This is a genomic window from Streptomyces sp. HSW2009, from assembly GCF_040240285.1.
GTDB lineage: Bacteria > Actinomycetota > Actinomycetes > Streptomycetales > Streptomycetaceae > Streptomyces.
Genome location: NZ_JBEHZD010000187.1, coordinates 1 through 13,239, shown reverse-complemented (window position 1 = coordinate 13,239; position 13,239 = coordinate 1). Strand labels below are relative to the sequence as shown.

Below are 13,239 nucleotides of genomic sequence, written 5' to 3'. Positions count from 1 at the left end.
TTCCAACCTTACCAGATCCTTTTCCCTACCGTTTCCGGTCGGAATTTCGTTTCCGGTGGCCGTTGGAAGGCCTTTTGCCTTTCGGCGTGATTCCGACTTTAGCAGATTCTGCCGGGTCGAATTCCCACCCTCACTTTTGGTTCTTCCACAGCACGAAGGCCGCGAGTTCCCCGATCAGGTGAGCCGTAAACGTACTGGACGGCCGCGCCCCGAGGCAAATCGAGCTCGGGTGCGGCCGTCCGGGTACGGCAGGGGCGTCAGACCTCGACGACCACGGGGAGGATCATCGGGCGCCTGCGGTAGCTCTCGGAGACCCACTTACCGATCGCGCGGCGCACCAACTGCTGGAGCTGATGAGGCTCGCCCACTCCGTCAGCCGCGGCCTTGGCCAGGGATTCCTCGATCTTCGGCGCCACGGCGCTGAAGGCGGAATCGTCGATGCCGGTACCCCGGCCCTGGATGTGTGGGCCGCCGACGATCTTGCCAGTGGTGCTGTCCACCACCACGAAGACGGAGATGATGCCCTCGTCCCCGAGGATTCGGCGGTCCTTGAGCGAGGACTCGGTGACGTCGCCGACCGAGAGGCCGTCCACGTACACGTACCCCGCCTGCACCTTGCCGACGATCTTGGCGATGCCGTTGACCAGGTCGACCACCACGCCGTCCTCGGCAATGACCACCCGGTCCTTGGGCACGCCGGTGAGCGCACCGAGTTCGGCGTTGGCCCGGAGATGGCGCCACTCGCCGTGCACCGGCATCAGGTTCCGCGGCTTGCAGATGTTGTAGAAGTACAGCAGCTCGCCCGCCGAGGCGTGGCCCGAGACGTGCACCTTGGCGTTGCCCTTGTGGACGACGTTGGCGCCCCACCGGGTGAGGCCGTTGATCACCCGGTACACCGCGTTCTCGTTGCCCGGGATGAGCGAGGAGGCCAAGATGACCGTGTCGCCCTGGACGATGCGGATCTGGTGGTCCCGGTTGGCCATCCGGGAGAGCGCAGCCATCGGCTCGCCCTGCGAGCCCGTACACACCAGCACGATCTCGTCGTCCGGCAGGTCGTCGAGCGCCCGTACGTCCACTACGAGCCCCGGCGGAACCCGCAGGTAGCCCAGGTCTCGGGCGATGCCCATGTTGCGGACCATCGAGCGGCCGACGAAGGCGACGCGCCTGCCGTACTCGTGCGCCGCGTCCAGGATCTGCTGGATGCGGTGCACATGGCTAGCGAAGCTCGCCACGATGATGCGCCGCTCGGCGCTCGCGAACACCTGGCGCAGTACGCCCGAGATGTCGCGCTCGGGGGCGACGAAGCCGGGCACCTCGGCGTTGGTGGAGTCCGAGAGCAGCAGGTCGATGCCCTCTTCGCCGAGCTTGGCGAAGGTGGGCAGGTCGGTGAGGCGACCGTCCAGCGGCAACTGGTCCATCTTGAAGTCGCCGGTGTGCACGACCATGCCCGCCGGGGTGCGGATGGCGACCGCGAGCGCGTCCGGGATGGAGTGGTTGACCGCGACGAACTCGCAGTCGAAGGGGCCGATGCGCTCCCGGTGCCCCTCGGTCACCTCCAGCGTGTACGGCCGGATGCGGTGTTCCTGGAGCTTCGCCTCGATCAGCGCCAGCGTCAGCTTGGAGCCGATCAGCGGGATGTCGGGCTTCTCGCGGAGCAGATACGGTACGCCGCCGATGTGGTCCTCGTGCCCGTGCGTGAGGACGATGCCGTCGATGTCGCCGAGGCGGTCACGGATGGACGTGAAGTCCGGCAGGATCAGGTCAACTCCGGGCTGCTCCTCCTCGGGGAAGAGCACTCCGCAGTCGACGATCAGCAGCCGTCCGCCGTACTCGAAGACGGTCATGTTGCGGCCGATCTCGCCGAGACCACCGAGCGGGGTCACGCGCAGGCCGCCCTTGGGGAGCCTCGGCGGCGGGCCGAGTTCTGGATGCGGATGACTCAAAAGACTCTCCTTACCACGCGCGCCACATGTCCTCTGCTCCACTGGGGCGCAGAGAGGCACGTGGCGCGGGTGTCATTCGTGCACTTGCAAAGGGCCGATATTCGGTTGTGAAGTCTGTGGTTAGAGCTGTACCCCACCGGCGGCGAGATCTCGCTTGAGCTGCTCGGTTTCCTCCGCGGACAGCTCGACGAGCGGCAGCCTGAGCGGGCCGGCGGGCAACCCCTGGAGGGTGAGCGCGGCCTTGGTGGTGATGACGCCCTGGGTGCGGAACATGCCGGTGAAGACCGGGAGCAACTGCTGGTGGATCTCGGTCGCCTTGGCGACGTCCCCGGTCAGGTGCGCGTCGAGGAGGGCGCGCAGCTCGGGGCTGACCAGGTGGCCGACGACGGAGACGAAGCCGACGGCACCGACCGAGAGCAGCGGGAGGTTCAGCATGTCGTCGCCCGAGTACCAGGCGAGACCGGAGCGGGCGATGGCCCAGCTCGCTCGGCCGAGGTCGCCCTTGGCGTCCTTGTTGGCCACGATGCGGGGGTGCTCGGCGAGCCGGACGATGGTCTCGGTGCTGATCGGGACGCCGCTGCGGCCCGGGATGTCGTACAGCATGACGGGCAGCTCGGTCGCGTCGGCGATGGCCGTGAAGTGCCGGAGCAGGCCCTCCTGCGGCGGCTTGCTGTAGTACGGGGTGACGGCGAGCAGGCCGTGTGCGCCGGCCGCGGCTGCGGCGCGGGCCAGGCCCACGCTGTGCCGGGTGTCGTTGGTGCTGGCTCCGGCGACGACGTGCGCCCGGTCGCCCACCGCCTCGACGACGGCCCGTACGAGCTCGGCTTTCTCCGCATCGCTGGTCGTGGGTGACTCGCCGGTGGTGCCGTTGATGATGAGGCCGTCGTTGCCCGCGTCCACGAGGTGGGCGGCGAGGCGCTGGGCGCCGTCGAGGTCGAGCGCGCCGTCAGCCGTGAACGGCGTGACCATGGCGGTCAGCACGCGCCCGAAGGGGGTCTGCGATGGGGAAGTCGGAGCCATGGGCACCACGCTACTCGCAGCACACCCTGGCGTGCTCCCTCGGGGGACGGTCGGTGTCGGACAAACCCGAGCGAAATGCAACGCGAGAAGGTCACACTTGCACCGCGACGGGACACCAGGAGGGGAGGCACCGGCACTGCCTGCTCGGGGGTTCAGACAGTGCCGGGCCCATTGGTCAGCCTAGATGAACACTCTTAAAAGTCGCAATCCGGACAGTTCGCTAGGGCTGGAACCCCGCTACGGGGCGCCTCGGGCGACCCACGGACTCAGGGGGCGACCCGGCCGTTGGCGTTGAACGCCGCGTGGGTGAGCGGCATCAGCCGGGCCCACTCGGCCTCCATGAGTTCACCCACCATTTCGATCTCGCGCTGCGGGAAGGACGGCACGGCCGCCTGTTCGTGCTGGGTGCGCAGGCCGAGGAAGTGCATGAGGGAGCGCGCGTTGCACGTCGCGTACATCGAGGAGTACAGGCCGACAGGGAGCACGGCGCGCGCCACCTCGCGGGCGACGCCGGCGGCCAGCATCTCCTGGTACGCCTCGTACGCGTGCGCGTACGCGTCCGCCATCACCTTGCCGGTGAGCTCCTGCTGGGCCTGGGTGCCTTCGACGAACCGGTACTTGCCGGGGCGCCCCTCCTGCACCAGCTTGCGGGACTCGTCGGGGACGTAGAAGACCGGCTGGAGCTCCCGGTAGCGGCCCGATTCCTCGTTGTACGACCAGCCGACGCGGTGCCGCATGAACTCGCGGAAGACGAAGATCGGGGCGCTGATGAAGAAGGTCATCGAGTTGTGCTCGAAGGGGCTGCCGTGCCGGTCCCGCATCAGGTAGTTGATCAGGCCCTTGGAGCGCTCGGGGTCCTTGGTGAGCTCGTCGAGGGACTGCTCGCCCGCCGTCGAGACCCGGGCGGCCCACAGCACGTCGGAGTCGGCGGCGCTGTGCTTGACCAGCTCGACGGTCATGTCACTGCGGAAACTCGCCGTAGCACGCTGCGCGGCGGTGTCGGTCACTGCGGGTCCCTCTTCCAGTTGCTTCGCTCGGGCGGCGCCCAGCTTACGGGGCGGGACTGACAGTCCAGGCGCATACGCCCCGTACAACGCTTGCGCGACAAAACGGACCCCGACGACTGAGGGCGGCACGGCGGTTGATATTTTCAGGTAAGCGGCCGAAACGGGCACGTATCGGGTCGCTCAAGCGTTCCCCGGACAGCGACCCCCGCTCCAGCCCGGCTATGCACCGCCGCACACGGCCCGAAACTGAGGAGAGCAGCCACGATGTTCCGACGGCGAGAGTCCGTGCCCTTCGCCTTCGTCGCCGAGGCCGACCGGTTCCGTGACGACGTGGCGCCGCCGCCCAAGGAACCCTCCACGCCGGGCCAGATAGCGGGCCGGACGCTGATCGGGCTGACCATAGCGGCGGGCTTCGTGGGCGCGCTGTTGTTCGGGCTGCCGTCGTTGGACACGCAGTCGCACCCGACGCAGCAGGTACCCCGCTCCGAGGCGGCCGACGGGCGCTGAAGGTAGCCTCACCCCCGCACAGCCGAGTGTGCTGGTGAGTGAGGACGAGCCCGTGCCTTTGACCTTTCTGACGGCCGACCGCGAGTTCGACGAGGCGGCGGCCGGACCGCTGCCCTTGCCGTACGAGGACCGCGAACAGTGGCGCCGCCCATACCGGCCGGGCCCGTGGCGCGTGGGAGTGGCAGCCGTGCTGTTGCTGCTCGCCTCGTTCGTGCTGCTGTCCGCCATGGTCATCGCCCTGGCCGGGTCGCTGCCGGGGGCCGGCGTCTGCGTGGCCATCGCCGTGGTCACCATTCTCAGCGCGGTGCGCTCCCTGCGGGTCGGCGTGTGGGTGAGCGGGCACGGGCTGCGGCACACCGGTTTCCTGTCCACCACGACGCTGGCCTGGGCCCAGGTGGGTGGCGTACGGACCCGGCAGCAGCCGGTGAAGCTGCTTGGCCTGCCGCGTACCGTCCAGGGACAGGCGCTGGTGATCACGACGGCGCGCGGGGACGTGCTGCGGACCCTGGTCACGGACCACAACAGCGATTTCCTCGGCCGCGGCCCCGCCTTCGAGCGCGCGGCCGACGCCGTCGAGGCGTGGGCGGCCGAGCACGCGTAGGGGCGGTTCGCCTGACCAGCGAGGGGCGGCCCCGCGCGTGGGGGCGGTTCGCCTGACGTGGGGCGGTTCGCTCGGACTCACGCTCGGGATGGGGCGGGGTGTGGGGCGCTGCGGCATCCTGCGCTTTTGCTGGCTGGGGCGGCCGGGGTTGCCGAGGTGGTCTTGCTAGTCCGGCTGGTCTTGTTGGTTTTCCTTTTGGATTTGCTTGGGTTCGGTCGTGCTGTGCGCCACGGAGCGCAGCGGGCGGGGCCAGCTTCCCGTTGTCGGGGCGGGGTGGGGGCCGGCGCCGGAACGGGGTGGGTCTGCGGCGGGGCGGGCGCCCCGGAGCGCAGGGGGCGGCGCGCGGCCGCAACACCGGGGTGGGGAACACACTGGCACGCGAAACGGGATGGCCCCGCAGGGCCGTGCGCCACGGAGCGTGCGGTGGGGAGCCCGATCGCGCTCCCGGAGCCGGCACACGGTTCGGGGTCGTCGTGCGCAACGGGTCCTACGAGACGGTCGTACGAAACGGGTGGGACGGACACGTGGGTCAGGTCTCCGCGGAGCGCGCGGCGTAGGGCGCCGCGGAGCGCACGGAGCGGCTCGTGGAAGTTGCTCGCGCCTGTGATCGGGCGCTGTGTCGAGGATTTACCTGTCCGGTGCAGCAGCGATGTGGGGCACTCGTGCGGCGGGGTAGATCTCGCGACGGGCGGTCGCGGTGCGCCCCGGAGCGCAGCTCCCGGCGGCTGGACTCCGGGCCGGTGCATGGCGCAGAGCAGCGCGGTCTGGTGCGCTACGGAGCGTACAGCGCAGCGCGCGGAGGCCGTCGCCCGCCGCCAAGCCCCGCACCCCACCGAGGTCGCCGCCACCGGGGAGCGTGCGAGGCCGGGGCGTGCGGGGCGGGTCTGTGGGGTGGAGCAGCCCTACCGAGGCGTCAGCCGCGTACTGGCTGGCCGTCGTGCAGATTGATGGCGCGCTGCATCGCCTTGCGGGCCCGCGGGGTGTCCCGGGCGTCGTAGTACGCGATCGCCAGCCGGAACCAGGTGCGCCAGTCGTCCGGGGCCGCCTCGGTCTCGGCACGGCGTTCGGCGAAGACCGCGTCCGCCGCTTCGCGGTCGATCCGGCCGCCGGGGGTGCGGGCCAGGTCGTCGACCGGCAGCGCCCCTTCGGCCTCAAGCTCCTTGGCCAGCCGGCCGGCGGAGCGGGCGAACTTCGTGCTCTGCCACAGGAACCAGGCGCCGATGGCGGGCAGCACCAGCACGCCCACGCCGAACGAGACGGTCAGCAGCGTGCCCTGTTGGATCAGGAGCACTCCGCGGCTGCCGACGAGCACGAAGTAGACGATCAGGACCGCCGCGAGGGCGAAGTAGGTGATCTTTGCGCGCACAGTTCTCAGTCCAGATCCAGGAAGTGTTCCAGCCCGAAGGTCAGGCCCGGGGTCGTCACCACGCGCCGCACGCCGAGCAGGATGCCGGGCATGAAGGAGCTGTGGTGCAGGGAGTCGTGCCGGATGGTCAGCGTCTCGCCGGTGCCACCGAGCAGGACCTCCTGGTGGGCGAGGAGCCCGCGCAACCGTACGGAATGCACCGGCACGCCGTCCACGTCAGCCCCCCGTGCCCCGTCCAGAGCGGTGCTCGTGGCGTCCGGCTGCGGCGGGCTGCCCGCTTCCTGCCGGGCCGCCGCGATGAGCTGCGCGGTGCGGGTCGCGGTGCCGGACGGGGCGTCCGCCTTGTTGGGGTGGTGCAGCTCGATGACCTCGGCCGACTCGAAGAACCTGGCCGCCTGCTGCGCGAAGCGCATGGTGAGGACGGCGCCGATGGAGAAGTTCGGGGCGATGAGCACGCCGGTCTCCGGGGAGGCCGCCAGCCACTCCCCCAGCCCGGCCAGCCGCTCATCGGTCCAGCCGGTGGTGCCGACGACGCCGTGGATGCCGTTGCGTACGCAGAACTCCAGGTTGGCCATGACCGCGTCCGGGTTCGTCAGCTCGACCGCCACCTGGGCGCCGGCCTCGGTCAGCGCCTCCAGCCGGTCGCCGCGCCGCAGCGTGGCGACGAGATCCAGGTCGTCGGCCGCCTCGACCGCTCGTACGGCCTCCGAGCCGATGCGGCCCCCGGCTCCGATCACGGCTACGCGCAGCTTGCTCATCTGTGTGGCTTTCCTTCGCTCTGGCGAGTGGGTGGCTCCGCGGTCCTCCGGGTGGGGCCGGACGGGGCGGCGATGTGGGGGCGAGGACGGATGGACTTGTGGGTGCCCCGGTGGGGGCTCCGTCCGCGGGGGACGGGGCGCGGCTCCGGGCGCACGGAGCGCGGAGCACGGAGCAGGCCGCACCGTGTGGGACACGGAGCACCATGGAGCACCCCGCACGGAGGTGCAGCACGGAGCACCCTGTGCACCCCGAGGTACCCCGCGCGGAGCACCAGCCCTGTGCAGCCTGTACAGCAGCACCGAACGCCCCGCCCGGCCCTGGGTACCACGCACGGAGCGTCGCGCCGCCGCGACACGGGGCACGGAGCGCCGGTGCGCAACCATGCGGCACGGCCAAGTCCCACCCCCGCAGGATACGGAGCACAGGGCGCGCCCCCTTCCCCTCCCCACGGAGCCGCGGAGCCACGGGTGCGGAGCCACGGAGGACGGAGCCCCCGGGGCGCCCCGGGGCTACGGAGCGCGCTGGGGCCCGCCCCGTAGCGGCTCCGTGCTGGGCCCCACTGCCCGCGCCTGCCCGTACCGCCCCGTACGGCTTGTGACCAGAGTCACAGGCCGTACGGGGCGGTGGGTCAGGCCACCACCTCGTCGAGCCGGCTGGCCTGCTTGTCCTTCAGCGGGCCGATCACCGACAGGGAGGGCCGCTGGCCCAGGATCGTACGGGCGATCTCGCGCACGTCGTCCGCGGTGACCGAGGCGATCTGCTGGAGCATGTCGTCAACCGACATCTGGTCGCCCCAGCACAGTTCGCTCTTGCCGATGCGGTTCATCAGTGCGCCGGTGTCTTCGAGGCCCAGCACCGTGGAGCCGGAGAGCTGGCCGATGGCCCGCCGCAGCTCCTCGTCGGTGAGCCCCTTCTCGGCGACCTGGTCGAGTTCGTCGCGGCAGATCCGCAGTACGTCGTGCACCTGGCTCGGGCGGCAGCCCGCGTACACGCCGAACAGGCCGCAGTCGGCGAAGCCCGAGGTGTAGGAGTACACGCTGTAGGCCAGGCCGCGCTTCTCCCGCACCTCCTGGAACAGGCGCGAGCTCATGCCGCCGCCGAGCGCCGTGTTGAGCACGCCGAGCGCCCAGCGCCGGTCGTCGGTGCGGGCGATGCCGGGCATGCCGAGGACGATGTGCGCCTGCTCCGTCTTGCGGGCGACCAGGTCGACCCGGCCCGCGGCGCGGATCGCCCGGCTGCCGGCGCGCGGCGCCATCGGCGTGACGTCCTCCCGCTCCAGCGCCCCGGCCCGGTCGAAGGCCGCCCTGACCTGGCGTACGACCCGCGCGTGGTCGACGTTGCCGGCGGCGGCGACGACCAGGTGAGTGGGGTCGTAGTGCTTGCGGTAGAAGCGGCGGATGCGGTCGGCGCTGAGCGCGTTGACGGTGTCCACGGTGCCGAGGACGGGGCGGCCCAGCGGGGTGTCGCCGAACATGGTCTGCGCGAACAGGTCGTGCACGCAGTCGCCCGGGTCGTCCTCGGTCATCGCGATCTCTTCGAGGATGACGCCGCGTTCGGCGTCCACGTCCGCGGGTTCGATCAGCGAACTGGTCAGCATGTCGCAGACGACGTCGATGGCCAGCGGCAGGTCCGAGTCGAGCACCCGCGCGTAGTAGCAGGTGTACTCCTTGGCCGTGAACGCGTTCATCTCGCCGCCGACCGCGTCGATGGCGGCCGAGATGTCCAGTGCGCTGCGCCGCTCCGTGCCCTTGAAGAGCAGGTGCTCCAGGTAGTGCGTGGCGCCGCCGAGCGCCGGCGTCTCGTCCCGCGAGCCGACGTGCGCCCAGATGCCGAAGGTGGCCGACCGCACGGAGGGCAGCGTCTCAGTCACCACGCGCAGCCCCCCGGGGAGGGTGGTGCGACGCACCGTACCGATGCCGTTCTCGCCCTTGAGGAGGGTCTTGGTGGTGGACCGGGTACGGGCGACGGCCCGCCCCTCGGTGGAGGGGCGGGCCGTCGCACGGTGCGATCCGCCCGAAGGGGAAAGCTGCATCACTGGGCGGCTTCGTCCTTCTTGTCGTCGCCGTCCTCGCCCTCGATCACGGGGATCAGGGAGAGCTTGCCGCGCTGGTCGATCTCGGCGATCTCGACCTGCACCTTGGCGCCGACGGCGAGCACGTCCTCGACGTTCTCCACACGCTTGCCACCGGCGAGCTTGCGGATCTGCGAGATGTGCAGCAGGCCGTCCTTGCCCGGGAGCAGCGACACGAACGCACCGAAGGTGGTGGTCTTGACGACCGTACCCAGGTAGCGCTCGCCGACCTCCGGCATGGTCGGGTTGGCGATGCCGTTGATCGTGGCGCGGGCGGCCTCGGCGGCCGGGCCGTCGGCGGCACCGATGTAGATGGTGCCGTCGTCCTCGATCGTGATGTCGGCGCCGGTGTCCTCCTGGATCTGGTTGATCATCTTGCCCTTGGGGCCGATGACCTCGCCGATCTTGTCCACCGGGATCTTGACGGTGATGATGCGGGGCGCGTTCGGGGACATCTCGTCCGGAACGTCGATGGCCTCGTTCATCACGTCGAGGATGTGCAGGCGCGCGTCCCGGGCCTGCTTGAGCGCGGCGGCCAGCACCGACGCCGGGATGCCGTCGAGCTTGGTGTCGAGCTGGAGCGCGGTGACGAAGGTCTTGGTGCCCGCGACCTTGAAGTCCATGTCACCGAAGGCGTCCTCGGCACCGAGGATGTCGGTGAGGGTGACGTAGTGCGTCTCGCCGTCGATCTCCTGCGAGATCAGACCCATGGCGATGCCGGCGACCGGGGCCTTGAGCGGCACACCGGCGTTCAGCAGCGACATGGTGGAGGCGCAGACCGAACCCATCGAGGTCGAACCGTTGGAGCCGAGCGCCTCGGAGACCTGGCGGATGGCGTACGGGAACTCCTCGCGCGTCGGCAGCACCGGCACGAGCGCCCGCTCGGCGAGCGCGCCGTGGCCGATCTCGCGGCGCTTGGGCGAGCCCACGCGGCCGGTCTCACCGGTGGAGTACGGCGGGAAGTTGTAGTTGTGCATGTAGCGCTTGCGCGTCACCGGCGACAGCGTGTCGAGCTGCTGCTCCATGCGGAGCATGTTCAGCGTGGTGACGCCCAGGATCTGGGTCTCACCGCGCTCGAACAGCGCCGAGCCGTGCACCCGCGGGATCGCCTCGACCTCGGCGGCGAGCGTACGGATGTCCGTCACGCCACGGCCGTCGATGCGCTTCTTCTCCTTGATCACGCGCTCGCGGACCAGGCTCTTGGTGAGCGAGCGGTACGCGGCGGAGATCTCCTTCTCGCGCCCCTCGAACTGCGGCAGCAGCTTCTCGGCGGCGACGGCCTTGACGCGGTCGAGCTCGCCCTCGCGCTCCTGCTTGCCGGCGATGGTCAGCGCCTGGGCCAGCTCGCTGCGGACGGCGGCAGAGAGCGCCTCCAGGACGTCGTCCTGGTAGTCGAGGAAGACCGGGAACTCGCCGGTCGGCTTCGCAGCCTTGGCGGCGAGGTCGGCCTGCGCCTGGCAGAGCGCCTTGATGAACGGCTTGGCGGCCTCAAGACCGGCGGCCACGACCTCCTCGGTGGGGGCCTCGGCGCCGTCCTTGACGAGCTGGATGGTCTTCTCGGTGGCCTCGGCCTCGACCATCATGATCGCGACGTCGCCGTCGTCCAGGACCCGGCCGGCCACGACCATGTCGAAGACGGCGTTCTCCAGCTCGGTGTGGGTCGGGAAGCCCACCCACTGGCCGTTGATCAGCGCGACCCGGGTGCCGCCGATGGGGCCGGAGAAGGGCAGGCCGGCGAGCTGCGTGGAGCAGGAGGCGGCGTTGATGGCGACCACGTCGTAGAGGTGGTCGGGGTTGAGCGCCATGATCGTCTCGACGATCTGGATCTCGTTGCGCAGGCCCTTCTTGAAGGACGGGCGCAGCGGGCGGTCGATCAGGCGGCAGGTGAGGATCGCGTCCTCGGAGGGGCGGCCCTCACGACGGAAGAAGGAGCCGGGGATCTTGCCGGCTGCGTACATCCGCTCCTCGACGTCCACCGTCAGGGGGAAGAAGTCGAGCTGGTCCTTCGGGTGCTTGGAAGCCGTGGTGGCCGACAGCACCATGGTGTCGTCGTCCAGGTAGGCCACCGCGGAACCGGCGGCCTGACGGGCCAGGCGGCCCGTCTCGAAGCGGATGGTGCGGGTGCCGAAGCTACCGTTGTCGATGACGGCTTCGGCGTAGTGGGTCTCGTTCTCCACCAGGGAAATCTCCTCGTCTGCGTCCCTCATCCGGGTGACGGGGGACGGGGGTGGAGGAGCGCTCGTGCCGCTAGGGTCCGGCGGCCGGGCCGGTCTTCGATCGAAGCCACCGGAATTGCCAGTTCCGGGAGCCACTACCGAGGACCGGCGCCTGCGGCCTCGTTTCGGCGGAAAGAGGGCGCTCCCCCTCGTTCGTTATGGCGTTATGGGACCAGACTACAAACCTTCAGCCGTCGCCACGACGGCTGAGACGTCCGTCCGGGAGGCCGCCGCCGCGACGCGGTGCCGCGTTTCGGTGGCCTCGGGTCCCCGCTGCGTCGGGCGTACCGCTCGCGGGGAGCGCGCCCGCCGGGGCGGGGTACGGGCCGCGGTGCGGCTCCGTACGTCTAGGTAGGGGTCTCGATGGGGACCCTATGGGGTTCTCGTCAGCGCCACGGACGTGGCATCCGTGGCACCGTCCCGCGGGGCGTGTGGCCCGCGGTGGGCCGAGTGATCGGACCGGCCCGTACGGCCGGGCGATCGTCGTCACGGGGCGCGGCGCGGGCCTTGCTGATTCTGGCCGCCGACCGGCCCGTTGTCTGTTGGTTTTCCGCAGGTCCCCGCCCCTGCCGCTGGTCACGGCGCTGGTGCGGGGGGCAGCGGTGGGGGTGGCCCACCGCGCCGGCCGGGCGAGCGGCCGACGGTGCGCCCGGCGCCGTACGGCGGTCCGCCGGGAGACGTCGTACGTGCCGTACGGGACCGGCCTCGGGTACGCACCGTGTGGCGCGGTCGTCGGCTCCGGTGCGGCCACGGCTGGCCCGCGCCCGCATCGTCGCTGCACGGGGCCCCTGCCGGTCACGCCGGGTGCCGGGCGGCCGGCGCACGGCCCGGTGCCGGTCTGACGGTGACACCGCGCCGGTGCTCCTACGAGCGAGGGCCGTGTGATGGCCGTCCCGCCCCGTGGGGCGCACCGTGGTCGGTTGGTGGAGCAGACCTCCTACGCCGCACGAAAGACCCGTTACGGCCACCCTTCCGGGTGAGTGTCCCGTGCCCGTACGGCGAAGGAGCGGCCCCCAGTCGTGGGAACCGCTCCCTCCACGGCGTACTACTTGGCGCCGGCCGCACCACGGCGGATGCCGAGGCGCTCGACGAGCGCACGGAAGCGCGTGATGTCCTTCTTGGCCAGGTACTGCAACAGGCGGCGACGCTGGCCGACCAGGAGCAGCAGGCCACGACGCGAGTGGTGGTCGTGCTTGTGCGTCTTGAGGTGCTCGGTCAGGTCCGAGATGCGGCGCGACAGCAGGGCCACCTGCACCTCGGGGGAGCCGGTGTCACCCTCCTTGGTGGCGAACTCGGACATGATCTGCTTCTTCGTTGCGGCGTCGAGCGACACGCGTACTCCTTCAGGAATCTCGTTTTGGCCACCGAGCGCCCCCGGTCTCAATCGCGGGGGATCTTCCATGACTCGGAAGGCGGGGTCCGCTGAGCGCTGATTCCAGATCATCCGGAAACGCGTACACACACGGCCGTCACACAGCGTACCAGCCACTTCGGAGGCCCCAGACCGCGGCTGGGGCTGGGCTGTGACTGGAGGCTGGGCCGGGCCGGGCCAGTGGTGTACGAGCGCGGTCGCGGTGGGTGAGTCCGCGCCGGGTGTGCCGGCACGGGGCCGGACGGGGGCACGGGGCGCCGCGCCGCACGGGGGACGAAACCGTACGGTCCCGCACGGGGCACGGGGCACGGGGCACGGGGCACGGGGCACGGGGCACGGGGCACGGGGCGGGCGGCGCAGCCTCGCGCGCGAGGCGG

General features: G+C 70.7%; 10 protein-coding genes. 2 read left to right on the top strand and 8 right to left on the bottom strand.

The features are described from left to right. Positions 1-257 precede the first annotated feature (257 nt). The 3 genes from AAHZ94_RS16125 to thyX form a co-directional block, all read right to left on the bottom strand. Entirely contained in the window at positions 258-1,943 is a 1,686-nt protein-coding gene (locus AAHZ94_RS16125; RefSeq protein WP_349993575.1) for a ribonuclease J, read from the bottom strand. A 120-nt stretch (positions 1,944-2,063) separates the two neighbouring features. Beyond that, complete coding sequence (dapA, locus tag AAHZ94_RS16120; protein ID WP_349993574.1) at positions 2,064-2,963, bottom strand: 4-hydroxy-tetrahydrodipicolinate synthase; 900 nt, start codon at positions 2,961-2,963, stop codon at positions 2,064-2,066. A gap of 266 nt (positions 2,964-3,229) precedes the next feature. Continuing rightward, complete coding sequence (gene thyX / locus AAHZ94_RS16115; protein ID WP_349993577.1) at positions 3,230-3,922, bottom strand: FAD-dependent thymidylate synthase; 693 nt, start codon at positions 3,920-3,922, stop codon at positions 3,230-3,232. A gap of 312 nt (positions 3,923-4,234) precedes the next feature. Here thyX and AAHZ94_RS16110 point away from each other — a divergent pair, with 312 nt between their 5' ends. Both AAHZ94_RS16110 and AAHZ94_RS16105 read left to right on the top strand, forming a co-directional pair. Then, positions 4,235-4,477 carry a hypothetical protein gene (locus tag AAHZ94_RS16110; RefSeq protein ID WP_349993573.1) on the top strand — a complete coding sequence of 81 codons (243 nt, stop codon included), beginning with the start codon at positions 4,235-4,237 and terminating at the stop codon, positions 4,475-4,477. Between the two features lie 52 nt (positions 4,478-4,529). Further along, on the top strand, positions 4,530-5,078 hold the full coding sequence (locus tag AAHZ94_RS16105; RefSeq protein WP_349993572.1) for an SCO5741 family PH domain-containing membrane protein: 549 nt from the start codon (positions 4,530-4,532) through the stop codon (positions 5,076-5,078). A 913-nt stretch (positions 5,079-5,991) separates the two neighbouring features. Here AAHZ94_RS16105 and AAHZ94_RS16100 read toward each other — a convergent pair. The 5 genes from AAHZ94_RS16100 to rpsO all read right to left on the bottom strand — a co-directional run bounded on the left by AAHZ94_RS16100 (position 5,992) and on the right by rpsO (position 12,823). Further along, positions 5,992-6,444, bottom strand: a complete 453-nt coding sequence (locus AAHZ94_RS16100) for a tetratricopeptide repeat protein (RefSeq protein ID WP_349993571.1) — start codon at positions 6,442-6,444, stop codon at positions 5,992-5,994. A 5-nt stretch (positions 6,445-6,449) separates the two neighbouring features. Continuing rightward, positions 6,450-7,202: a 4-hydroxy-tetrahydrodipicolinate reductase gene (gene dapB / locus AAHZ94_RS16095; protein WP_349993570.1), complete on the bottom strand. Its 753-nt coding sequence runs from the start codon at positions 7,200-7,202 to the stop codon at positions 6,450-6,452. A 629-nt stretch (positions 7,203-7,831) separates the two neighbouring features. Beyond that, positions 7,832-9,235 (bottom strand): M16 family metallopeptidase, encoded by a 1,404-nt coding sequence (locus tag AAHZ94_RS16090; protein WP_349993569.1) that lies wholly within the window; start codon positions 9,233-9,235, stop codon positions 7,832-7,834. Further along, complete coding sequence (locus AAHZ94_RS16085) at positions 9,235-11,451, bottom strand: polyribonucleotide nucleotidyltransferase (protein WP_349993576.1); 2,217 nt, start codon at positions 11,449-11,451, stop codon at positions 9,235-9,237. Before AAHZ94_RS16085 ends, AAHZ94_RS16090 begins: the two co-directional genes overlap by 1 nt. A 1,084-nt stretch (positions 11,452-12,535) precedes the next feature. Beyond that, positions 12,536-12,823, bottom strand: coding sequence for a 30S ribosomal protein S15 (gene rpsO / locus AAHZ94_RS16080; protein ID WP_030288085.1), 288 nt, complete (start codon positions 12,821-12,823; stop codon positions 12,536-12,538). Between the last annotated feature and the right edge of the window lie 416 nt (positions 12,824-13,239).

Bases quoted from the DNA above. Each gene is read 5' to 3' on its own strand.
- dapA (WP_349993574.1), bottom strand. From the start codon at position 2,963: ATGGCTCCGACTTCCCCATCGCAGACCCCCTTCGGGCGCGTGCTGACC.
- thyX (WP_349993577.1), bottom strand. From the start codon at position 3,922: ATGACCGTCGAGCTGGTCAAGCACAGCGCCGCCGACTCCGACGTGCTG.
- AAHZ94_RS16110 (WP_349993573.1), top strand. From the start codon at position 4,235: ATGTTCCGACGGCGAGAGTCCGTGCCCTTCGCCTTCGTCGCCGAGGCC.
- dapB (WP_349993570.1), bottom strand. From the start codon at position 7,202: ATGAGCAAGCTGCGCGTAGCCGTGATCGGAGCCGGGGGCCGCATCGGC.
- AAHZ94_RS16090 (WP_349993569.1), bottom strand. From the start codon at position 9,235: ATGCAGCTTTCCCCTTCGGGCGGATCGCACCGTGCGACGGCCCGCCCC.